This is a genomic window from Paenisporosarcina indica, assembly GCF_001939075.1.
Taxonomy (GTDB): domain Bacteria; phylum Bacillota; class Bacilli; order Bacillales_A; family Planococcaceae; genus Paenisporosarcina; species Paenisporosarcina indica.
This window is the reverse complement of record NZ_MPTA01000002.1, coordinates 347,382-368,911: the sequence shown is the minus strand read 5'-3', so window position 1 is coordinate 368,911 and position 21,530 is coordinate 347,382. Positions and strand designations below refer to the sequence as shown.

General features: G+C 39.5%; 24 protein-coding genes. 18 read left to right on the top strand and 6 right to left on the bottom strand.

Going from position 1 to position 21,530, the window contains the following annotated elements:
- Positions 1–105: 105 nt before the first annotated feature.
- From GY23_RS07260 to GY23_RS07240, 6 genes are all read left to right on the top strand, one after another.
- The gene (locus tag GY23_RS07260) at positions 106–363 is read left to right on the top strand and encodes a hypothetical protein (RefSeq protein WP_161487583.1); all 258 of its coding nucleotides are present in this window, start codon (positions 106–108) and stop codon (positions 361–363) included.
- Between the two features lie 61 nt (positions 364–424).
- Positions 425–655 (top strand): hypothetical protein, encoded by a 231-nt coding sequence (locus GY23_RS07255; protein WP_075618554.1) that lies wholly within the window; start codon positions 425–427, stop codon positions 653–655.
- A gap of 59 nt (positions 656–714) precedes the next feature.
- Positions 715–882 (top strand): phage holin family protein, encoded by a 168-nt coding sequence (locus tag GY23_RS07250; RefSeq protein WP_139311086.1) that lies wholly within the window; start codon positions 715–717, stop codon positions 880–882.
- A gap of 345 nt (positions 883–1,227) precedes the next feature.
- The gene (locus GY23_RS07245; protein ID WP_075618553.1) at positions 1,228–1,920 is read left to right on the top strand and encodes a response regulator transcription factor; all 693 of its coding nucleotides are present in this window, start codon (positions 1,228–1,230) and stop codon (positions 1,918–1,920) included.
- Positions 1,898–2,074: a hypothetical protein gene (locus GY23_RS18235; protein ID WP_161487582.1), complete on the top strand. Its 177-nt coding sequence runs from the start codon at positions 1,898–1,900 to the stop codon at positions 2,072–2,074. The genes GY23_RS07245 and GY23_RS18235 overlap by 23 nt, the downstream gene beginning before the upstream one ends.
- A gap of 3 nt (positions 2,075–2,077) precedes the next feature.
- Complete coding sequence (locus GY23_RS07240; protein ID WP_075618552.1) at positions 2,078–4,267, top strand: sensor histidine kinase; 2,190 nt, start codon at positions 2,078–2,080, stop codon at positions 4,265–4,267.
- Positions 4,268–4,309: 42 nt separating this feature from the next.
- Here the strand turns inward: GY23_RS07240 and GY23_RS07235 are convergent, their stop codons facing one another.
- Positions 4,310–4,957 carry a CPBP family intramembrane glutamic endopeptidase gene (locus GY23_RS07235; protein ID WP_075618551.1) on the bottom strand — a complete coding sequence of 216 codons (648 nt, stop codon included), beginning with the start codon at positions 4,955–4,957 and terminating at the stop codon, positions 4,310–4,312.
- 95 nt (positions 4,958–5,052) lie between these two features.
- Here GY23_RS07235 and GY23_RS07230 point away from each other — a divergent pair, with 95 nt between their 5' ends.
- From GY23_RS07230 to GY23_RS07220, 3 genes are all read left to right on the top strand, one after another.
- Complete coding sequence (locus GY23_RS07230) at positions 5,053–6,075, top strand: potassium channel family protein (RefSeq protein ID WP_084544058.1); 1,023 nt, start codon at positions 5,053–5,055, stop codon at positions 6,073–6,075.
- A 45-nt stretch (positions 6,076–6,120) separates the two neighbouring features.
- A complete protein-coding gene (locus tag GY23_RS07225) occupies positions 6,121–7,881 on the top strand; it encodes a mechanosensitive ion channel (RefSeq protein WP_084544090.1) in 1,761 nt (586 codons plus the stop codon).
- A 273-nt stretch (positions 7,882–8,154) separates the two neighbouring features.
- Entirely contained in the window at positions 8,155–8,616 is a 462-nt protein-coding gene (locus tag GY23_RS07220) for a DinB family protein (RefSeq protein ID WP_075618549.1), read from the top strand.
- A gap of 836 nt (positions 8,617–9,452) precedes the next feature.
- On the opposite strand, the gene GY23_RS07215 is transcribed toward GY23_RS07220, so the two are convergent.
- From GY23_RS07215 to GY23_RS07195, 5 genes are all read right to left on the bottom strand, one after another.
- The gene (locus tag GY23_RS07215; RefSeq protein ID WP_075618548.1) at positions 9,453–10,091 is read right to left on the bottom strand and encodes a response regulator; all 639 of its coding nucleotides are present in this window, start codon (positions 10,089–10,091) and stop codon (positions 9,453–9,455) included.
- Positions 10,066–11,130, bottom strand: a complete 1,065-nt coding sequence (locus tag GY23_RS07210; protein ID WP_075618547.1) for a sensor histidine kinase — start codon at positions 11,128–11,130, stop codon at positions 10,066–10,068. The genes GY23_RS07215 and GY23_RS07210 overlap by 26 nt, the downstream gene beginning before the upstream one ends.
- The gene (gene liaF, locus GY23_RS07205) at positions 11,127–11,834 is read right to left on the bottom strand and encodes a cell wall-active antibiotics response protein LiaF (protein ID WP_075618546.1); all 708 of its coding nucleotides are present in this window, start codon (positions 11,832–11,834) and stop codon (positions 11,127–11,129) included. The genes GY23_RS07210 and liaF overlap by 4 nt, the downstream gene beginning before the upstream one ends.
- Before the next feature lie 80 nt (positions 11,835–11,914).
- A complete protein-coding gene (locus GY23_RS07200; protein WP_075618545.1) occupies positions 11,915–12,574 on the bottom strand; it encodes a PspA/IM30 family protein in 660 nt (219 codons plus the stop codon).
- 18 nt (positions 12,575–12,592) lie between these two features.
- Positions 12,593–12,952: a lmo0954 family membrane protein gene (locus tag GY23_RS07195; protein ID WP_075618544.1), complete on the bottom strand. Its 360-nt coding sequence runs from the start codon at positions 12,950–12,952 to the stop codon at positions 12,593–12,595.
- 192 nt (positions 12,953–13,144) lie between these two features.
- Here GY23_RS07195 and GY23_RS07190 point away from each other — a divergent pair, with 192 nt between their 5' ends.
- The 9 genes from GY23_RS07190 (at position 13,145) to GY23_RS07150 (ending at position 21,473) form a co-directional block, all read left to right on the top strand.
- The gene (locus GY23_RS07190; RefSeq protein ID WP_075618543.1) at positions 13,145–14,308 is read left to right on the top strand and encodes a thiolase family protein; all 1,164 of its coding nucleotides are present in this window, start codon (positions 13,145–13,147) and stop codon (positions 14,306–14,308) included.
- Between the two features lie 2 nt (positions 14,309–14,310).
- The gene (locus tag GY23_RS07185; RefSeq protein ID WP_075618542.1) at positions 14,311–15,081 is read left to right on the top strand and encodes an SDR family NAD(P)-dependent oxidoreductase; all 771 of its coding nucleotides are present in this window, start codon (positions 14,311–14,313) and stop codon (positions 15,079–15,081) included.
- A gap of 117 nt (positions 15,082–15,198) precedes the next feature.
- Positions 15,199–15,747: a nucleotidyltransferase family protein gene (locus tag GY23_RS07180; protein WP_075618541.1), complete on the top strand. Its 549-nt coding sequence runs from the start codon at positions 15,199–15,201 to the stop codon at positions 15,745–15,747.
- 93 nt (positions 15,748–15,840) lie between these two features.
- A complete protein-coding gene (locus GY23_RS07175) occupies positions 15,841–17,124 on the top strand; it encodes a DUF4139 domain-containing protein (RefSeq protein WP_075618540.1) in 1,284 nt (427 codons plus the stop codon).
- Between the two features lie 4 nt (positions 17,125–17,128).
- Positions 17,129–18,226 (top strand): metallophosphoesterase, encoded by a 1,098-nt coding sequence (locus tag GY23_RS07170; RefSeq protein ID WP_075618539.1) that lies wholly within the window; start codon positions 17,129–17,131, stop codon positions 18,224–18,226.
- 62 nt (positions 18,227–18,288) lie between these two features.
- Positions 18,289–18,900 carry a DedA family protein gene (locus tag GY23_RS07165; protein ID WP_075618538.1) on the top strand — a complete coding sequence of 204 codons (612 nt, stop codon included), beginning with the start codon at positions 18,289–18,291 and terminating at the stop codon, positions 18,898–18,900.
- 9 nt (positions 18,901–18,909) lie between these two features.
- Positions 18,910–19,740, top strand: coding sequence for an undecaprenyl-diphosphate phosphatase (locus GY23_RS07160; RefSeq protein WP_075618537.1), 831 nt, complete (start codon positions 18,910–18,912; stop codon positions 19,738–19,740).
- 327 nt (positions 19,741–20,067) lie between these two features.
- Entirely contained in the window at positions 20,068–20,892 is an 825-nt protein-coding gene (locus GY23_RS07155; RefSeq protein WP_075618536.1) for a class I SAM-dependent methyltransferase, read from the top strand.
- A 35-nt stretch (positions 20,893–20,927) separates the two neighbouring features.
- Positions 20,928–21,473 carry a 2'-5' RNA ligase family protein gene (locus GY23_RS07150; protein ID WP_075618535.1) on the top strand — a complete coding sequence of 182 codons (546 nt, stop codon included), beginning with the start codon at positions 20,928–20,930 and terminating at the stop codon, positions 21,471–21,473.
- Positions 21,474–21,530 lie beyond the last annotated feature (57 nt).

The window sequence follows — 21,530 nt, the reverse complement described above, 5'->3', positions numbered from 1 at the left end:
TCGTTGGTAATGGCAATATTATTGATGTTAGAAAAGGAAATTAATTAATAGGTGTACAGCTAAGCAGATGACAACAAAAGGTGAAGGGAGAAGTGGAATTATATGATGGCGAAATTTTTAAAAGATGGTGATAAAAAATTAGATGAAACTAACGATTTTGAAATTCAAGCGATTGGTGCAGGTAGTGAGATTGAAGACATAGATTGGCAAGAAGAGACTACATTTAATAAAGTTTTCGATGTGCTTGAAAAGAAACACGGAAGTTTTGATGTGTCTGTATTGGATTATGGTGACGAACTACAAGCAACGGTCACCTTACACAGAAAATCAGCTAGTCATCATTACAGAGTATTAATAGCGTAAGTCGCAGTTCAACCAACAGATGACTGATACAGAGTGATCGTAACAACGAGAGTGAACGGCGTTGAGTAAATCATTCGAAGATTACTATCAAGAAGTGAAATCCTATGTCGTCGCAACAAAAGTGTGCAATGTCCAACATATAAAAAATGAATTTAATATTTTCGGAGTTATGACCAGAGAACGTTTTATCCGTAGATTAGAAGAGGAGGGCATCGTCGAAAAGTTTGAAGACATCGAAAAAAAACAGAAATGTAAATGTGGCAAACCAGTTATCATTGTTCGAACTTATTAATTAACCAACAGTTCAACCATTAGTTGACATATTAGGTGAAGGAGAAAAATTTAAAAAATATGACAACCTCATTGAGATTGTCATTTCTTCGCTTGTTGTTAGTATTTGGGGCGATTATCCTAGCAAATGTTATTGATCAAATATTGGGAATGGGTGGTGCAATTACTTATGCAATCGTCATTTTTTATATCGCAAATGAGGGTAATGAACAAGCCCAACCACAGTGAGTTGTGATTGTGCTTGTTTTTTATTGAGGAATCATTTCCATTTGTGTAGAGTTCCTTCTAATAACTAGTTGTACCTGTCCGGTATTTTTATTAACCCCCACGTCCCCCATTATTCAGAACGGTGCCCCCTATAAATCCCCCTTTTTAAAATGAGATTAACGTTTATAAAATAACCCCCCAAGTGTCAGAATTCATAGATAAGACAGCGTGTAGATTACGATTACCATTTTTGAATACAAGAAAATAAAACGGCTTCTTAAGAAATTCTTCATTTTTATCCTTGGAGTTTATTAAGAATTAGCAGGTACAATTGGTATCATAAGAGGTAGGAAAGAGGTGCAACGGATGACACAATTAACAATACTCGTAACTGACGATGACCAAGACATCAGAGATGGGATCGAAATCTATCTAAAAAACGAAGGCTATCGTGTATTAAAAGCATCAGATGGTCAAGAAGCAATCACCATACTTGAAACAAATGAAGTTCATTTAATCATTTTAGATATCATGATGCCGAATATGGATGGCATTTCGACTACATTTAAAATACGTACAGAGCGAAATATACCCATCATCATGTTAAGTGCCAAATCAGAGGACTCGGATAAAATCCACGGATTGTCTGTTGGGGCAGATGACTATGTCACAAAACCATTCCATCCAATGGAACTGATCGCCCGCGTGAAATCTCAATTGCGTCGATACGTTCACCTCGGCACATTCCAAGAACAAAAAGCCACAATCGAAATCGATGGTCTTGAACTCGATATGGAATCGAAAGAAGTGAAATTTCTTGGGGAGTCTATCAAATTAACACCCATCGAATACAAAATCACTGAATTACTGATGACGAATGCAGGTCGCGTGTTTTCAATCAGCGATATTTATGAACGTGTGTGGAATGTACCTGCTTATAATGCAGAAAATATTGTCGCAGTTCACATTCGTAAAATCCGCGAGAAAATAGAAATTGATCCTAAAAATCCAAGATATCTTAAGGTGGTGTGGGGCATTGGATACAAAATCGAAAAGTAGAGCAGCCAACTGGTTATCCATTGTCGCACTCGCCATTGCGATGCTGAGTTTGATGTATTGCTTTAACTTTATCCAACATCTGTTTGAACAAGGATTTTTGAAGTCCAATCGAACAGTCGTGCAATTGACACGAATCTTAAAAGGAGGAGCGTAAGAGATGAAAAAATTAACATGGGTCTTTTTCGCCCTTATTAGTGTGGCATTATTTGCTGTGAGCACATTTGCATCGTATGCTCCAAAATATCTTGGGGGTTCTTTTTATGAAACAGAAGACTTTCACTGGACTTTTGATAATAAAATTGAAGAATTTGGCCCTATTCTAATCAATCGTTTAGATGTAGACGAATCGATTAAGCAACTGACAGTAAGCGACATGGAGATAGAAAATTACCGTACCTATTATGGTTCTCAAGTAGATCAAATTAGGTCAGTCCAAAATCAATATTTAGAATTAATCAATGATGCTGAAATTAATAACAACGATGTGCTAAAAGAGGAACTTGAAAAAGAGCGGGATGGTAAGATTGATGCCATACGTGCAAATTTCGCAGATGATAAAGTAGTTCGAGAGAAAATCTTGACAGCCAAGGAAGACATTTTGCGTAAATACGATGCACAAGTATCAAAAGCAGAGTCAGGAGCTAAAGAAGAACGTAATTCATTTGCTTACGATTTAGTTAATCTTGAAACAAAAGAACGGTTTACATATGGAGATGTAGATGAGCCGTCTATTTACAAAAAAACGTACAATAAACATAATGGCTATCTACCTATTTTAGCAATTAGTCCAAGTCACTCATCCTTTGAAAATGAGGAACTTCAAATACTCTCTTCCAATGATATCAGCGACATGATTGGATTCGAATTTGCGGAATATGAGGGAACAATCACAATGCCTAAGAGTGCAAAATATAGCGAACATCTTTTAGGGTTTAATCATTATGAGAGAAGCAAGGGAATCTTTATTGGGATATGGATTTTTGGATTATTAGCAGCGGGTGCAGCTTTTTGGTTGTTTAAAACAAAAAGACAGGAAATTGTACATTTTCCAACAATTCAATGGATTAACCAACTAAAGCTGGAAGGTCGTTTAACAGGAATATTCATCACATTGATTGGAATGCTCATTACGCATGATCAATTGACCTATTATTTAGCAAATCCTCAAAGCATTGGTGGAAACTACTTTGGAGATATCGTATTTCTAGTCATCTTTTTCATGGCTTTTACCATCTTCACTATCGCACAATGTATTTGGTTTATTAAAGATGTTAAAGATGAGAGGCATATACAACTATGGGAAGATAGCATGATTCGGAAATTGATAGGTACAATGCAAGATGCGTTTGCAAATCGTTCGCTAGGAAAGCAAATCGTAGCATTATTGGGAATAATATTTTTAGCAGGGCTAGGTTTTGGTGGGGTAATCCTGCAACCAATGCTAATCCTAGTGTACGCTCCGTTATTTGTTATTGTAGTACTGCCTACGATGTATACACTGTTTAAACGACTTGCCGATTATAACAAACTGGCGATTGCAACGGAGAAAATGGCAAAAGGACAGTTTGTGGAAGATGTAGTTATTCGAGGGAAATCTGTTTTAGCAGCCCATGCAAAACACTTGAATACACTGCGTGAGGGGGTTCGCATGTCTCAATCGGAGCAAGCGAAGAGTGAACGTTTGAAAACGGAACTGATTACGAATGTTAGCCATGACTTACGCACACCATTAACTTCAATTATTACGTATACGGATTTACTGAAAAAACCTGCTCTATCTGAAGAAGATCGCATGTCTTATGTAGGAGTCTTAGATCGGAAATCTCAGCGATTAAAAACGTTAATCGAAGATTTATTTGAAGTATCGAAAATGGCAAGTGGCAACTTGGAATTACACAAACAACGTGTGGATCTAACGCAACTGATGCAACAAGCTTTAGCAGAACACCAAGAAGAAATTCAAAAATCAGAATTGGATTTCCGTGTGTCGACGCCAGAAACTTCTTTACACGCTTATGTCGATGGACAAAGATGGTGGAGAGTTTTGGATAACTTAATTGTGAATGCAGTTAAATACACACTTTCAGGCACTCGTGTTTATGTAACATTGAAAGAGACAAATGGATTTGCCGAATTTACGGTTAAAAATATAACGAAATATGAACTTGGTGAAAATGTGGATGAGTTATTTGAACGTTTCAAACGTGCCGATACTTCTCGTCACACAGATGGCTCAGGATTAGGGATAGCCATTGCACAATCGATTGTTGATTTGCATGGAGGATCGATGCGAATCGAAGTAGATGGAGACTTATTTAAAGTGACAGTAACAATAAAAACAATGTAAAAATGTGAAGGGGAAATTTCCCTTCACATTTTTTGTGTAGTTTTATAAATAAAACATATATACGCCAATTAGCAGAACGCCGATATCGGCACACATATGGATGATCCATGATGGGAAAATCGTTCCACTTTTTTCATTGAGCCATTGAAAGATAAGACCACCAATCCATAAACCAAAAACAGCTAATACTAAAATCGGCCATTCAAACCATGGAAGGAAAATAGCGACATGATAGATCGCAAAAAAGAAGCTCGGAAGGAACCATTTAAGCTTGGATCCTCTCAATAATTCCACGAGTAAACCCCTAAAGAAATATTCCTCGAGAAAAGAATTACCAAACAATATGTAAAGCGCGACAAAAGGAAATACAGAAGCAGTGACTCCGACTCGAGTTTCCAGGTCTAGTTGCAAAGCGTTTAGATCAATGGAGTCCATGAGCAAAATAAATGCACCTAAAATGGTCAGGATAATCACGATACCTAATCCAAGTGCTAACATCATGCTCTTTTTCTGTATTTTCTTTACGTGTAAAAATTGGAATGTTGTTGCTTTCAAGAAAAAGAAGGGGATAGCAAAAAATAAAAGTACTTTTGCAGCTGTTTTCCACATGTAGGATACTTCCAGCCCTTGTTCAATCCACAGCAAGATCGCAATACAAATTATAGGAAAGAGTATCGACCATTTCTTCATAAATTTACCACCTCACTAAATAGACGTACGCCGTGTAAAAAGGATTCCAATCGGGTAAATACTAGCAGAACGAATAAAAATAAGCAGGTGGAGAAATGAATACTTCCAAATGGATGAATATAAGAACACGATTTCGCCATATCTTATTTGCAGTTATTGGGTTATTCTTTTTAGTCGTTGCAGCCACTGCTGGATTTATGAGCTTTGAAAATATTGAACTATTTGACGCGTTTTATTTAACAATCATTTCTTTGATGACAGTAGGTTATGGAGATCTCGTACCCGAAACCGATGCCGGAAAACGTTTTGCATTAATCATCATCCCATTAGGTGTTGCGGTTGTAACTTATGCAATGGGAGCAGTCGCTTCATACTTCATTGAACATCAATTATCCGTAAAGGTGTGGAATAAACGAATGGAACATGCCATTAAAAACTTAGAAAATCATATCATTGTATGTGGTTTGGGACGGGTTGGACAACAAGTTTATGAGCAGCTGAAAGAAGAGGAAATCCCTGCTGTCTATATACATGATTCTGAGGAAGAAATGCTAGATTATCTCGAAAAGGGCACACTGCAAATTGTTGGCAATGCATTAAGTGAAAAAGTATTGATCGAAGCCAATATTAAACATGCAAAAGGATTAATTGCCGCTATGTCCAGCGATTCTGATAATGTGTTTATCACCATTAAAGCAAAAGCATTAAACGAAAAAATCGAGGTCGTTTCACGTGCGGAAAGTAGGGGGTCCGAAGATGTTTTACTTCGAGCCGGAGCTAGCAATGTAGTGAATCCGTCTACTATAGGTGGTCGTGAATTAGTCAGTTCGGTATTGCATCCGGAAGGGACAAACTTGGTGAATTTGCTCATTCATACGAAAGAAAAGAAACAATCGTTAGAAGAAGTAACCTTAGGAGAATCATGTGAATTTATAGGAATGACTTTAGAGAAGGCAGCCATTCGCAAAGAAATGGGCGTGACGGTCCTTGGAATTCGAAGAGGAGAGGATTTAATCACGAACCCTGCAGCTGACGAAGAGTTGAAAACACAGGATGTTCTCATCATTTACGGTGATCAACAAGCGAGTAAAGCGTTTAAAAAGAAATGTGAAGGGTAAATCAGATTTATAACTGATTATGAATTCACAGGAGGATACGCTATGATGGATGATTACTATTGGAGAGATTCGCTCTCCTTCTTACCAGAACTTTTACTTGCATTGTTGGTCTTATTAATTGGATTTTTTGTAGCAAAGTTCTTGGAAAACCTTACGTACAAGATGTTACGAAAATCGAGAGTAAATGAACGTTTAGGAAACAAAAACGAAAAATGGACGGTTGAAAAAATTATAAGTAAGGTCGTCTTTTTTGTAGTCTTAATTCTAGCATTTGTACTATTCTTTAATATTTTAAACTTGAATTCGATGGCGGCACCGTTCGTATCAATGTACTCAGGTTTAACAGGAGCTTTCTTGAATATTTTGAAAGCGGGATTGATTCTATTATTTGCATGGGTATTGGCAACAGTCGTCAAAAAGCTGATTCAAATGGCTGGACACAAGCTCAACCTTAATAAATATGTAGCTAAAACGGGCATGGATCCAAATCCCGCGGAACAAGCCAAATGGACAGATACGGCAGCAAATGTTGCATATTACTTAATCTTCTTATTGTTCATTCCAGCAGTTCTAAATGCACTTGGCATTGATGGTTTAAGCGGTCCTTTTGAAGGAATGCTTGCAAGTTTCTTTAACTTCATTCCGAAGTTAGTATCTGCAGCGGTGGTCTTCTTTATAGGGTGGTTTGTTGCAAAACTAGTACGTAACTTACTAGAGAAGTTCTTGCAATCAGCTGGTGCCGATCGCTTAGCTGAACGTTTTAACTTGTCAACATTCTTTGAAGGCTCAAGTATTTCGAAAGTAGTAGGGATCATTGCGTTTATCTTAATTATGATTCCTGTATCAATTACTGCACTGGAGATCTTGGATTTAGATGGGATTTCTGGTCCAGCGATTGGAATGCTGAATGATATTTTAGCAATGTTACCGAAAATTGCTGTAGCTATCGCGCTTGTATTAATCGGAATTGTAGCAGCTAAATGGGTGAAGAAAATCGTCGTTTCCCTTTTAGAGAAATTGGGTGTCAATTCGATTTTCGGGAAAATGGGCTTCAAATCTGAAACAGGCTCAGCCCCAACTGTAGCGAATTTACTAGGGACAGTGGTGCAAGTTGTCATCATTTTATTGTTCGTTGTGGAAGCTCTACAATTACTGGAACTAGAATTTATGGTAACACTAGGAACGGCAATCTTTGCTTATTTACCATCAGTCATTGCAGCAATTATCATTTTGGCTGTCGGTTTCTGGTTAGCAAATTTAGCTGAGCAAGTGGTAGGCAGCGTGATGAGACATTCATCAGGCACGCCTCATGTATTGCGCTATGTTGCTAAATATGCGATTCTAGCATTTGCATTCTTTATGGCTCTCGACCAATTAGGGATTGCTCATTCAATCATTAATGCAGCATTTATCTTAATCCTAGGCGGAGTGGCACTGGCATTCGGTTTAGCATTCGGACTAGGTGGACGCGACCATGCCTCTCGCTATCTAACTAAAATGGAAAAGAGTCTAGAAGAAGCGGAAGTGTCAAAAGAGAATTTGAACCAAGAAAAAGAAACGATGAAAGACACAGTAAAAGAAACTTTTAAAAACAACAAAAAAACAGAAAAAGGCTTATACGGAAATACAGCTCATGTGGATGAAGTAAAGGTTGATCCTGTTGTGAAGCCTGTCGATGAAGGATATAACACACCTACACCTGACGAAATTCACCCATATGATGAAGAAACAAAATCATCATTTAACAAAGATGCTCATGATAACTGGAACAACACCAAACCAGGTGACAGTCCATTCAGACCTTAATAGGTTGAAGAGTTAGACGGCAATCCCAAGAATAACTTGGGTTTGCCGTTTTTTTGTGGGCAGGTAGGAGGTGAGCGATGGCTCAGTTGTAATTATGATGGTTTACGTTGTAATTTTGGGGATTCACGTTGTAATTATAGACCTCGACGTAGGAATAATTGCACTTCACGTTGTAATTGTAGACTTACGTAACACACAATCAGAAACTCTTGTATCCTTTTGATGGAAATTCAGCTACGCTTAACTTCATTAATGTTAAAGAGGTGTCGATAAATGGAAACTTTAAATCAATTAAAATTTACACGTATGTATACTCAAGGTCGTTTACAACCCGTACAAGATGAGCAGTGGGATTTCCAACCTGAAGGATTCAGCAACACCATTCGTTGGAATGTAGGGCATATCTTCACATCTATGGAGTCATTTATTCAAAATGTAATCCCTTCGTATGAACCCGTTCACCCAGAGTGGATTCCTTTATTTAAAGGGGGCACTAAGCCAGCAGATTGGACAGTGGAACCACCGACGAAAGAGGAACTTTTGGCAGCACTTGCCAATCAACCAACTAGAGTAATGGAAGTTTTGGCTGGGAAAATGGATCAAAAACTTCCTGAGGCAATGAATATAGGAAAATTTCATGAAATGGCAACCATAGAAGCAGTCATGCAATTTGCGGTCTGGCATGAAGGAATTCACGCAGGAATTATTTTTGCCTTGAATAAAGTAACAGCTTGATCGTGCAATGAATAAGGAGTGGCGTTGACAGTTAAATGTTAACGCCACTCCTTATTCATTTATACTTAACGGTACATTGAAAAAGCAAGATGACATTCAAAAAACGTTACAGAAAGCTTTTGATACCTGTAAATCTTTATCGGTTAATTAGGTTCTCGTAAGACTAAAAGAGGTTCACCTTCCAATGGATGGCACGACTTATTGAAACGAAAGAATTGAGACACTGAAGTTCATTTGAAATTAATAGTTTTGATGATGAAATAGAATTGGATTAGTTGGAACGACGTATGCGGAGAAAGCCGCAAGTACGGTGTGAAGGAGGGGGAAAGGGGCGATAACTTCAAAGCCTTACCTATTTCTATTAATAAGAAAAAAGACTTTTGTTCACTTTACCTAGGCAGCATGTTGTCGATGGCTTATTGGATTATCAGTTACTTTTCTGTCATAAGAAATTTTATTTTTTCTTTTTGCTTTTGTTATTAGCGGCATAAATTGCGATAAAGACGCCTGAGAAAACAGTCATCCATAAAAATAAATCCATTTTTTCATCTCCATTTATCAGTTTTATAAGTATATGTCTGAAAATATTAAGTGATACTTTAAATGGAGACAAGGTAACCATACTTACAAAAAGTTATTATTTTTATCACAGTCAGAACAAAATGTGCAATAGAAGCAAAGATTCTTATTCAACTCGTTAATTAGTTCAACAAGCAAATAAATAAAAAAACCCAAAGTTTCTATACTCTGAGTTTTATAAAACCAATTCTTATGGTAATTGCTTGTTAATTCTGGTGCTGACTTTTTAGTGATCACACTAGCTAATTGAGGGTTTTCTAATTTTTCGGAACCAACTCTTGCTGAAATGCATAGACAACAGCCTGGGTTCGATCTTGGACTTCCAGTTTCGATAAAATATTGCTGACATGCGTTTTTACTGTTTTCACTGCAATAAATAACTCATTAGCAATGTCTTGATTGCTACGACCTTTTGCCATTAATAATAAGATTTCATTTTCGCGTTCCGTCAGTTCTTCATGTAAAGGGCGGTCTTGGCCTTTGCGCATGCGTTTCATCATTTTATTGGTTACTTCTGGTTCTAAAACCGCTTGCCCTCTTAATGTTTCTCGAATAGCCTCTGCGATTTGCTTCGCTTTTGACGTTTTCATTACGTAACTGACTGCACCAGCCTCTAAAGCGGGATACACTTTGTCGTCATCCAAAAAGCTGGTGACAATCATGATTTTTGCGTCAGGCCACTGATCTATTATGGCTTTTGTCGCTTCTGCACCATTCATGATGGGCATTACCATATCCATCAAGACAATATCAGGTCGAAGGGAGAGCACTAAATCAACCGCCTCTTTCCCATTGACGGCTTCACCGATTACATCCATATCAGACTGAGCTTGCAAATAGGCAGATACGCCAATTCTCACCATTTCATGATCATCCACGAGTACGATTCGTATCATCTGGTTCTACCCCTTTCTCTTTCTCTACAGGTACTTTTACTTCCACAATGGTTCCTTGTGAAGGAACGGAAACGATTTTACTCGTTCCACCCATTTCAATTGCCCGTTCCTCGATGTGGTGCAATCCATAGGAACCGGCTTTTCCATCTTCACTCATGAAGCCAACCCCATTGTCCTGGACTCTGAAAATGGCGAGTCCATCACGTTCAATGAAAAGAATATCGACTTCGCTGGCATTCGCATGTCGCAACGTATTCGAAAGTGTCTCTTGTGCGATGCGAAACAAATGATCTTCAGCGCCTTTTGAAAGGGACACGTCTTCTAGACGGAACCGGATGGTGAAATGGACTTTTTGCTGCAATTCAAAAAGCAATTCTTCAAGCCCTTGTGCCAACGATTTGTTGTGTAAAGCAGCAGGACGCAAGTGTAGGAGGAGGGCACGCATTTCAAGTTGAGCTTGTTGCACCATTTTCTCGGCTTGAGCAAGTGGCTTGGGAATTTCCCCAAGTTCATTTTCTTGTTGTTCTGTGATGGCCGACAATAACATCGAAGCCGCAAATAATTGCTGCGACACGGAGTCATGGAGTTCGCGGGCAAGCCGCTGCCGTTCTTGGATGATACGCTCTTGAATACGTCGATCTTCTCCTTCAACACGTTCGTCCGACATTCTTTGTAAACTTTTCTTTTGAGTGGTAATCAATAGAGTGATTTTGCTTAGTGTCTTATTCAATCTTGATGCAACAGCGGGAATCGTAACTCCTTCATGAGATTGATCGGCATCGATGTAAGACTGTAAATAAGTCTCAATTGCACGTTCGCGACGTCTAGCGAGTTGAGTCGTCGATATGGCTACGCCCATACTAATTGCCAGAAGCATCAATCCTAACCAAATCCCGATAGGCAAGTTACCTTCTTCCATCGACCAAAGAGGGCGCCAACGATCGAGTGTTGGCCAACCCCAAAAATAGGATAGAAATGAAAATTGTACGGCTACTAGAAGTAACAGTAACGTGAACGTTCTTCCTAGAAATCCACTCATTTGCGAATCACCTCAACATCTCCCAGCCAAGTGGATACGGTGATGATCAGTTCAGCAGATGCCAAGCTTTGCTCTTTCACATAGCCGTTTTTAAGAACAAGTGACTGATTCCATAAACGTTTTTTGTGTGAACCAAATAGCCGAGCATCTCCAAGTAAAGTGGTGTAATGAATGCGGACAGGTATTTCATAAGGGACCGCCACTCGAACTTTGCCAATCCCTTGACGGACAGAAATCAGAGACGTTCCTTTTGGCAATACCGTTTGCGTAGTATCAATGGTGATGTCACCATAGAAACCTTGTACATGAACATCTTCCCATTCATATGCTTGGAATGGTGTGCTTTGAACAGAAAAGAGTTTATTTTGAATGATGGAGTTAGGCGTTTCAAAATCATCATCTCCAACAAATGGTTCAATCACTTGTTCTGAGCTATCACCTTTCCATAAGCGGACCAAGATATATACCAAAGTTGCGGCAATCAATAGTCGTAAACTCCACATAGATAGGAGTGCGATTCCTAAAAATGCGATACCGCTCCAAAAGAATAATTTGCTTTTTCTACGCAAACTTACATAAAGTAACCCAATACCAAAAAGAACGAATAACACGCTGCCATTATGAAAAATCATTGCCTCCACAAATACGAGTAGCAATGCTGCCAATAGCCAAAACGTAATGCGATCTGTTGAAATTCGTTGCATACATATTCCTCCTTTTTCGTAGCGGGTAAAAAAATAGAAGAATGGAGAAGACAAGCAGTCCTCTCCTCATCCTTTATAGTTTACACAATTTCTTGTTTCGGTTGTTCATTTTTTTTTAGATCAATTTCTAGCATGTTTAGGCGACGTTCCATCGATGAGATGTCATGTTGCTGTTCAATGCGTTGACCTAGGCGTTCGATATACTGTTCCATTTCATTAAAAGCGAGTAAGCTTTTATCGCCATTCATTGTCGACTCGGGTTGCAAGACGCGGTCCATTTGATGATGTGCACGAGTTACATTTTCTTTGCCCATTAATTGAAGTTGACGGACTTTCATATCTTTTACTTTATGTTTCATCTCTTCGTACTTTTGTTCAAGCCCAAATAACTCCTCAGTTGTACGCGCGATACTAGTTTGCAATACTTCAGCACGATTCGCATATGCGGCAACCTCCTGGTCAGCAAAAGATGTTAATTCCACTTCATTTGTTTGTCGAGCAAGTTCAGCTTGGTTAGAGCGTTTTGCCAGCATATCTTGTGTTTCTTTCAGCTCTTTTTCAAACTGGATTTTTAGTTGAGCTTGACGTTCAACCCATCGACCTGTTTGCTCCGTTTGTTTTTCAGCTTCACGAATGTATTGATTTAACATTGCGATGGGATTTTTTTGTTCCTTTTTATCAAATGCAGTGTGAAGATCAGCTTCGAATGCGTATTTGAATCGTTTCCATAATGTTGTCATGTGTGTTGCCCCCTAGTATTAGTTGTTGTTTAGTTCGTTCCATTGTTTTTCAAAGTTTGTGAATGGGTCTGAAGATGAAGCGTTTGAGCTAGAAGTCATAACTAGCGGTTGTTGTTTCCATTTGCGAATCACAATCCATAGTCCTGCGATTGCTAGAATTCCGAAGAAACCAGGTACGTTTGCAATAGCTGTTAACAATCCGAAAATTCCTACACCTACCCATAAGATTTTGCGGAAAGTAGATCCGCCTTTTAAGTAGTAGTGCATTCCTGCGTAAACCAGTAATGCTGATAACGCAAGACCAAGCATTGAGCCTAAATTCGCGAGTGCTACAATTCCTGCGATAGAGCCGAGTACGATTAAACCGAATTTTTTCATGAGTGTTTTGCCCCTTTCAATTTGTACCCTTATCGTACCAACGCAAAGGATTTTGCCAAACGGTCTTAAAATGCATTTTCCACTAAGACCTGAGACGTAGAAGATTCCAAGTCCCACCTAGAAAGCTGATTCAATCTCCGTTACACTAGTTATATGTGAATATTCATTAAATTTAGATTAAGAGGTGTGACGATGAGAGAAGTAGTGATAGTAGAAGGAATTCGTACGGCAGTCGGACGTAGAAAAGGAAAGCTTGCGCACACAAGACCAGATGATTTAGCGGCAACGCTGTTGGATAAATTGATCGAGCGTTCTGGGATAGAGAAGGCTTTAGTAGAAGATGTCATCCTGGGATGTGTCTCGCAAGTGGGGGAACAAGGCGGCAATGTCGCAAGAATGGCAGCGCTGATAGCCGGCTTTCCTGTTCATGTTCCGGGAGTCACCATTGATCGTCAGTGTGGTTCGAGTCAGCAAGCAGTCCACTTTGCATCCCAGGCGATTGCTTGTGGCGATATGGACATTGTCATCGCAGGGGGCGTTGAAAGCATGTCACGGGTGCCGATGTTTTCAAATATGGGTGACGCCAAACCTAGTAAAAAACTGACGGATGCATATGAAGTCATTAACCAAGGGTTATCGGCTGAACGTATTGCCGAGAAATGGGGACTATCAAGGGATGAATTGGATGCCTATTCCGTTCAGAGCCATGAACGTGCTTTCCGAGCGATTGCAGATGGACGCTTCTTCAATGAAATCGTCCCGGTCGAGGTTGCGGATGCGGAAGGTTCAACGGAGCTGTTTTCTGTTGACGAAGGCCCGCGTGCAGGAACATCGATGGAAACTCTTGGTGGGTTGAAAACGGTATTTGATGAAAAGGGGAAAATTACGGCTGGAAACGCGAGTCAAATGAGTGATGGTGCTTCCGCTGTATTATTAATGTCACGAGAAAAAGCAAAGGAGCTCGGTTTGAAGCCACGTGCACGTATAGTAGCACGCTCAGTAGTGGGTTCTGATCCCACATTGATGTTAACGGGTCCAATTGCTGCTACGAAAAAAGTGTTAGCGAAAGCAAACTTATCTTTGGAAGAGATTGATTTATATGAAGTAAACGAAGCATTTGCACCCGTGCCACTTGCTTGGTTGAAAGAACTTGGGGCAGACCCAGAAAAGTTGAATCCAAATGGAGGAGCGATCGCACTCGGTCATCCGCTTGGAGCAACGGGTACGAAACTACTGGTAACTTTATTGCATGAATTAGAACGCACAGAAGGTCGATATGGTCTCCTGGCTATTTGCGAAGGGATGGGGATGGCAAACGCGACCATTATTGAGAGATTGTCAGAATCGGAGGTTTAGAGATGGAGCTTTCACAAACGATTGCCATTGTAACAGGAGGTGCGTCTGGTCTAGGAGAAGCAACTACACGCCGAATTGTTGAAGCGGGAGGTAAGGTTGCCATTTTTGACTTGAATGTAGAACGAGGGAATGCACTTGTGCGAGAACTGGGAAATGATTCAGTTGTCTACTTTCAAACAAATGTAGCTGATGCATTACAAGTGGAACAACATGTAGCCAAAGTCGTAGAGCATTTTGGTCAGGTGAATGTTCTCGTCAGTTGTGCAGGCATTGCAACACCAGGAAAAGTCGTGTTGCAAAAAGGACCGCTTGCGTTGTCTCAATTTGAACAAGTCATTCAAGTAAATTTAGTCGGGACATTTAATGTATTGCGGGTAGTGGCTCAATGCATGCAACAAAATGAACCGAACGAAGAGGGCGAGCGGGGAGTCATCATCAACACAGCTTCCGTCGCAGCGTTTGAAGGGCAAATCGGGCAAGCAGCGTATAGTGCGTCTAAAGCGGGAGTCGTGGGTATGACCTTACCGATAGCCAGAGAATTTGCGAGAGACGGCATCCGAGTCATGGCGATTGCACCTGGTCTATTTGAAACTCCACTTCTTGATGGGTTATCTGAACCAGCACGCGTCGCAATTGCAAGTTCTGTTCCTTTCCCCAATCGTCTAGGGAAGGCTAGTGAATATGCTTTATTGGTAGAAAGTATTGTCAGAAATTCATTTTTGAACGGGGAAGTCATTCGATTGGATGGGGCGATCCGCATGCAACCGAGATAAAGAGGAGTTCTTCTGAGAGCTAATTTAACGGGAGACGGTTAGCACAGTGAGTTCGTCTTTCAGTTTAACTCGAGTGACATGAGAAAATGTTATCAACTTCAGAAAGTGAGGAAAAGCATGAAGTTATTAAATGAACAGGATCTTGTAGAGCTCATAGTTCAAGATGAGTGGATGATGAAGGTATTGGAACATGCACAGTCTCTATCATTACCTGATTGGTGGATATGTGCAGGTTTTGTTCGGTCGAAGGTATGGGATACGTTGCATGGATTTGAAGAGAGAACCAAACTGCCAGATGTGGATGTCATCTATTTTGAATCCAACCTGCTAGATGAGGAAATTGAAAAACAGTACGAAAACGAATTAAATAGGAGAGATGCAACAATTCCATGGTCCGTTAAAAACCAAGCAAGGATGCATAAGGTGAACCAAGTGGCATCTTATCAATCATCAACGGATGGCATATCAAAGTTTCCAGAGACAGCCACTGCGATTGGGATCAAATTGGATGAAAAAGGGGACCTCCGGGTAATTGCTCCATATGGAGTTGAAGATTTAATCGCAATGAAAATTTGTCCAACTCCCTATTTTAAGGAATCGCAAATATTTCAAGATAGACTATTGAAGAAAAAGTGGTCAACGATTTGGCCGAAATTAACGGAGTAAGCGAACGGAACGATTCTGTCGATGTTGGAATTATTCGTAGTTGTTAGAAATATCATGGTATACTGACCAAAAAACCTGAGGGGGACCATTAAAATGCCTACCATGATGCCTGCCAGTTTGACAAAGGATTTAGCGTTGACGGTATACAATGATGGTTTTGCGTTAATTCAAGAAGTTCGAACCATTCCTCCACTTTCTGAAGATCGTCTCATCCATTATCTAGATGTCCCGCAACTTATCGAAGCGAATTCATTACAAGTCAAGGGTCTGAAAATCGCAGAACTTAATTATGAATATGATCTGGTGGATAAGTTTAAGTTGCTCGAAAAGTATGTAGGACGTGAACTGAAACTTGTGGATAAAGAGTCAGGTCTCGTAAAGACGTACCGTTTATTAAGTGCACAAAACGGTTTAGTGCTCGAAGACATCCAAACAAACGAAATCGTCCTTGATGCAGAAGGAATTATTCGTTTACCGGAATTGCCGGATGGCCTTATTTTAAAGCCAACACTTGTATGGAAAATCAGGGAGCAGACAGCTGAAGACGCACGGGTAACGTATTTGACACGTGGTCTCAGTTGGGATGTTGATTACATTGCACAGGTGAGGGAGAATGATTTTGATCTAACAGGTTGGGTAACGTTAATCAACAACTCGGGGATGACGTATCAAGATGCTAAGTTAAAATTGATGGCTGGAACCGTTAGCCGAGCACCACGTCGCTTGGACAGAACTATTGCTTACGCACAAGCCGAAACCAATAAACCTGAACATCAAACATTTGCCGATTATCATTTGTACACATTGCCAGAAAGAGTAACGGTTAAAGACCACCAACAAAAGCAAGTGCAACTTTTAACTGCCAATCAAATCAAATCGGAAATGGTATATGAAGCAAATGCCTATAGTGAACATCCAACCATCTTTTTTACATTTAGGAATAGCGTGGAAAATGGACTCGGGATTCCACTACCAAAAGGTCGCTTTAAGTTATATAAAGAAAACCCAAAAGACGGATCTTCCGAATTTATTGGGGAAGATTCAATTCCTCATACCGCTGTCGGCGAACTCGTCCGAATTCAATCAGGTGAAGCGTTCGATATCACGGTCGAAAGTGAAGTGGTTGCTGAGTATAAGAAAAATGGTGATGAATTTGAAGAAATTGTCTACCGTATCCGCAACCAAAAAGAGCAACCGATTAGTCTAGTCATTAAACACGGAACGAGTTACGGTTACTTTGATGTAATTGACTTTACCCATCCATGGACACGAAAAAACGGAGATATTCAAATCATTGTACCGGTACCGGCTAAATCGCAAGTGGAAGTTAAATTTACGATTCGGTATGACAGAACAACAGACGATAAGGTGAATTAATAAGATGAAAAGAATTAGTATAGGTAGTTTAATCATTCTCGTATATGCTCTACTCGTCATTTATTTTGGTTTTAATACGTATAATTGGATTCAATCTTGGGCCAAACAAATTAATCCTTGGCTATTTGGCTTAGGTTGGTTTTGTTTGGCATTTGGTTTCTTGATTGGACGCATGAGCCATTCGCTGCGATTTTTCAGCGTGCTCGGTTTTTATTGGTTTATTGTTATGCAGTATGGATTGATCTTGTTTCCTCTCACAACCATTATTTATTTAATTTGGCCGACAGAAGAAACCATATTTATAGTTGGCTCTATCGTTTTGGTTATTTTTCTAGTTATTTTAACCGCAGGTACATATTTTGCATTTTCCCCAGTGGTTCACCGTAAAGTGATTCATGTGAACAAAGAATCAACGTCACTGAGTGAGTTAAAGCTTGTGCTAGCTTCTGACTTTCACTTAGGTCTTCTATCCAATAAGAAGCATTTACAACGGTTTGTGAATTTGGCAAATGAAGAGAAACCAGACGTCGTGTTGTTGGCAGGGGACTTGGTGGATGATGATCCAATTTGGTTTGTCAATGATGGCATGTCAGAAGTGATGAGACAGTTGAGCCCTACATATGGTGTGTATGGTGTGTTAGGGAATCACGAATACTATGGAGGTAAAATTCCGTTATTAATCGAAGAGATGAAGGTATCGGGCGTTCAAATGCTGTTGGATGAAACCATTTGTGTTGAGAATGCGTTTAATATTACTGGGAGGGAAGATCGTACGAATCGCAATCGGAAATCATTGGTGAGTTTAAAGCCAGAGAAAGATTTCCTTCCATGGTTTGTGATGGACCACACCCCAACTGATTTGAAGACCCCGTCCGAACTCGGAGTCGATCTGCATGTTTCCGGTCATACCCATCGCGGTCAAATGTGGCCAAATCATCTGATTACGCGCCGTTTGTTTGAGTTGGATTACGGGTATAAGCTGAAGGAGTCAATGCATGCGTTTGTGTCCAGTGGTTTCGGTTTTTGGGGCCCACCTATAAGAATAGGCTCCCGTTCTGAGCTTTGGTCAATCAAAATCGTGTTTAGACAAAATAATAAATAGGTATGTGACGTGTGTTTTTGTTACGATGGTAGTTGTAGATAATTTATTGGTTGGAGGTATACATGGAAAATTGGATTATTGACATTATGGGCCAATACGGATATTTTGGGATATTTTTACTGATTATGCTTGAAAATATTTTCCCACCAATTCCGTCTGAAGTAATTTTGACGTTTGGGGGATATATGACGACCCGAACGGATATGACGCCAATAGGTGTTATTTTGGTTTCAACTGCTGGTTCCGTCGCTGGGGCAATCATTTTATATTGGATTGGTAATTTGTTAGATGTCAAACGTTTGGAAAAAATCGTCGATCGATGGGGTAAGGTGTTACGATTAACGAAAAAAGATATTCATAAAGCCGATCGCTGGTTTGAAAAATACGGCATTTGGACAGTATTGTTTTGCCGACTTATTCCATTGATTCGTAGCTTAATTTCGATTCCTGCTGGGATGGCGAAGATGAAGTTTGGTTTATTCTTGTTATTTACGACAGTAGGTACGCTCATTTGGAATACAATTTTAGTATCAGTTGGAGCGGCTGTAGGGGATAACTGGGAATCAATCGTTAGTGTAATGGATGTGTATTCAAACTTTGCGTATGCATTGATTGCAATTGCAGGAATTGCCGTGATTATATGGTATTTACGATTCCGAAAAAGAAGAGCATAAGGAGATATTATGGAACTATTTGATTTGTTAAAAGCTTTGATATTAGGTTTTGTCGAAGGGATGACGGAGTTCGCTCCTGTTTCTTCAACCGGACATATGATTATTGTGGATGAAATGTGGTTAAAAACAGAAGATTTTCTAGGAAAGTATTCGGCAAACACCTTTAAAATAGTAATTCAATTAGGATCAATCTTGGCAGTTGTTGTAGTCTTTTGGAAACGTTTGTTGAGTCTAGTTGGGCTTTATAAAATGAAAGATGTACAACCTGGTACTCAGTTGAAATTAACACACGTACTGGTTGGACTTATTCCAGCTGGCGTATTGGGTTTGTTATTCGAAAATTATATTGATGAGCATTTGTTTACCGTTCAGACAGTGATAATTGGCTTGGTGATCGGTTCCATCTTAATGATTGTTGCAGATAAATTCGGACCGAAAGAACCGAAAACGAAATCACTGGATCAGATTACATATAAACAAGCTTTCTCAGTAGGGCTTGTGCAATGTTTCTCGTTATGGCCAGGATTTTCACGTTCAGGAGCAACAATTTCAGGTGGTGTTTTGTTAGGATTGAGTCACCGAACGGCTGCTGATTTCACGTTTATTATGGCAGTTCCGATCATGGCAGGAGCAAGTTTCTTGTCACTCTTGAAGAACTGGGAATACGTCGAACTTGCTCATTTGAAGTTCTATATCGTTGGATTCATCAGTGCATTTGTCTTCGCGCTGATTTCAATCAAGTTCTTTTTGGTATTAGTAGAACGCATTAAGTTAACGCCATTCGCGATTTATCGTTTAGTGTTAGCTGCCGTGTTATTATTCTTCATCTATTTGACTTAAATACGAAAGCGGTCTCTTATGGAGGCCGTTTTTTTGTGGTTTTTTACGGAGAGTGACAAATTGGGAGTCCCTTATAGTCATGCAGCGACGAGGGAATGGTTTTAAACCCGTTCATTTAGGTTTCTACCTGTTCGGGAGATGTTTTTACCCGTTCACAAACACTTTCTACCCGTTCACCTTACCTTTCTACCCGTTCGTCCAATTTCTCGCAAATAACCTGTGCAAACATTGAAGTTTTTCAACTGAAAACAGGAGATTCTTTCCAACATATAGAAATAAGTACTTAGGAATTGAGAACTTAAAATAAGTTAAAAAGGAGAATGAACGATGAGCACGATAAAAGAATATTATTCAATGTTCGATGAATGGGGGCGACTTGATCGCGAGCCATTAGAATTTCAGGTTAATTGGCATTATATACAAAAGTATTTACCGATAGCAGGAAAAGTTTTGGACAATGGGGCAGGGCCAGGGAAATATGCGATGAAATTAGCTCAACAAGGATATGATGTTACATTAACTGATTTGGTTCCGAGGCTCGTTGAAATGGCACAGGACAAGGCAAATGAATTGGGTGTTTCAAAACAATTTGAAGGATTTCATGTGGCGGACGCCAGAGATCTTTCCGTTTTTCATGATGAACAATTTGATGCTTCACTTGTACTTGGCCCAATGTATCACTTGCAAGAGGAACAGGATCGCAACAAAGCCATGCAAGAATTATATCGAGTGACCAAAAACGATGGGACTGTTTTTGTAGCGTTCATGCCACGAATTAAACATGTCCTTTCATCGTTATTGTCTCCTGGAAACTGGAGACCGAATGATAATATGGAGTCCATTCAGCAATTTTTACATACGGGTAAATTCAATCATAGTGACGAAGGACGCTTTACAGGAGCGTATTACTTTAACGTAGAGGACATAAAACCATTTATGGAGTCTCACGGATTTAAGACAATGGACTTGATTGGCTCATCTAACATCGGTTCACTACTATCAAAAGAGCAATGGGCTTACTGGCAAAACCGTGGGGATGATGAATTTAATCAGCTTCTAAACTTGTTACTAGAAACGGCAACTGATCCAACCGTTTTAGGTATTTCGTCGCATTTGCTTTACATTGGGAAGAAAAATCCTCTTTCAATTTAAAATGGGTGAATTAATTAGTCTGGGAGTGATATAAAGTGCAATTTTTTATTGGAATTGTACCGCCTGATGAATACAAAGAGAAGCTAATAGACTTTCAACATAAATGGAAAAATAATCGCATTACAGATGTTGTCGAACCACATATAACACTAAAGGCACAGGGGGGATTAACCCCAGATGAAAAGTGGCTGAGTAAAGTTGAACGGGTCTGTAATAACTTTCAATCGTTTCAAGTAACACTTGATCAACCAAGGTTCTTTGGTGATGATGTTCTATATTTAAGTGCTACTTCAAGTGAATTAAATGAACTGCATAAAACTATCGTTCGAGAAATTTCTCCTTCCAATAATTTAATAAAACAGTATTTTGAACTGGACGACTTTATACCACATCTGACTTTGGGTAAAACAAATTATGGTTTATCAAAAAAGGATCTTATAGATATGGGGAAATTGGCTGAAAAAGAATTTAATCCGTTCCCAACTTTTGAGGTTAGATTTGTCAGGATTTATCAAGAAATTGAAACAAATAGATATATCAAGTATTTAGATATTTCTTTAAATAATTTAAGACGATATTAATTCAACTTCAACCAAAGGATACCTTGGTTAAAAATCAAGGGAGCTTCTGCAGCTTTT

Excerpts from the sequence above, each read along its gene's own strand:
- GY23_RS07180 (WP_075618541.1), top strand. The coding sequence starts at position 15,199 with ATGAAGTTATTAAATGAACAGGATCTTGTAGAGCTCATAGTTCAAGAT.
- GY23_RS07225 (WP_084544090.1), top strand. The coding sequence starts at position 6,121 with ATGGATGATTACTATTGGAGAGATTCGCTCTCCTTCTTACCAGAACTT.
- GY23_RS07165 (WP_075618538.1), top strand. The coding sequence starts at position 18,289 with ATGGAAAATTGGATTATTGACATTATGGGCCAATACGGATATTTTGGG.
- GY23_RS07245 (WP_075618553.1), top strand. The coding sequence starts at position 1,228 with ATGACACAATTAACAATACTCGTAACTGACGATGACCAAGACATCAGA.
- GY23_RS07250 (WP_139311086.1), top strand. The coding sequence starts at position 715 with ATGACAACCTCATTGAGATTGTCATTTCTTCGCTTGTTGTTAGTATTT.
- GY23_RS07240 (WP_075618552.1), top strand. The coding sequence starts at position 2,078 with ATGAAAAAATTAACATGGGTCTTTTTCGCCCTTATTAGTGTGGCATTA.
- GY23_RS07185 (WP_075618542.1), top strand. The coding sequence starts at position 14,311 with ATGGAGCTTTCACAAACGATTGCCATTGTAACAGGAGGTGCGTCTGGT.
- GY23_RS07195 (WP_075618544.1), bottom strand. The coding sequence starts at position 12,952 with ATGAAAAAATTCGGTTTAATCGTACTCGGCTCTATCGCAGGAATTGTA.
- GY23_RS07210 (WP_075618547.1), bottom strand. The coding sequence starts at position 11,130 with ATGAGTGGATTTCTAGGAAGAACGTTCACGTTACTGTTACTTCTAGTA.
- GY23_RS07260 (WP_161487583.1), top strand. The coding sequence starts at position 106 with ATGGCGAAATTTTTAAAAGATGGTGATAAAAAATTAGATGAAACTAAC.
- GY23_RS07200 (WP_075618545.1), bottom strand. The coding sequence starts at position 12,574 with ATGACAACATTATGGAAACGATTCAAATACGCATTCGAAGCTGATCTT.
- GY23_RS07155 (WP_075618536.1), top strand. The coding sequence starts at position 20,068 with ATGAGCACGATAAAAGAATATTATTCAATGTTCGATGAATGGGGGCGA.
- GY23_RS07160 (WP_075618537.1), top strand. The coding sequence starts at position 18,910 with ATGGAACTATTTGATTTGTTAAAAGCTTTGATATTAGGTTTTGTCGAA.
- GY23_RS07170 (WP_075618539.1), top strand. The coding sequence starts at position 17,129 with ATGAAAAGAATTAGTATAGGTAGTTTAATCATTCTCGTATATGCTCTA.
- GY23_RS07190 (WP_075618543.1), top strand. The coding sequence starts at position 13,145 with ATGAGAGAAGTAGTGATAGTAGAAGGAATTCGTACGGCAGTCGGACGT.
- GY23_RS07235 (WP_075618551.1), bottom strand. The coding sequence starts at position 4,957 with ATGAAGAAATGGTCGATACTCTTTCCTATAATTTGTATTGCGATCTTG.
- GY23_RS07220 (WP_075618549.1), top strand. The coding sequence starts at position 8,155 with ATGGAAACTTTAAATCAATTAAAATTTACACGTATGTATACTCAAGGT.
- GY23_RS07215 (WP_075618548.1), bottom strand. The coding sequence starts at position 10,091 with ATGATACGAATCGTACTCGTGGATGATCATGAAATGGTGAGAATTGGC.
- liaF (WP_075618546.1), bottom strand. The coding sequence starts at position 11,834 with ATGCAACGAATTTCAACAGATCGCATTACGTTTTGGCTATTGGCAGCA.
- GY23_RS07175 (WP_075618540.1), top strand. The coding sequence starts at position 15,841 with ATGCCTACCATGATGCCTGCCAGTTTGACAAAGGATTTAGCGTTGACG.
- GY23_RS07230 (WP_084544058.1), top strand. The coding sequence starts at position 5,053 with ATGAATACTTCCAAATGGATGAATATAAGAACACGATTTCGCCATATC.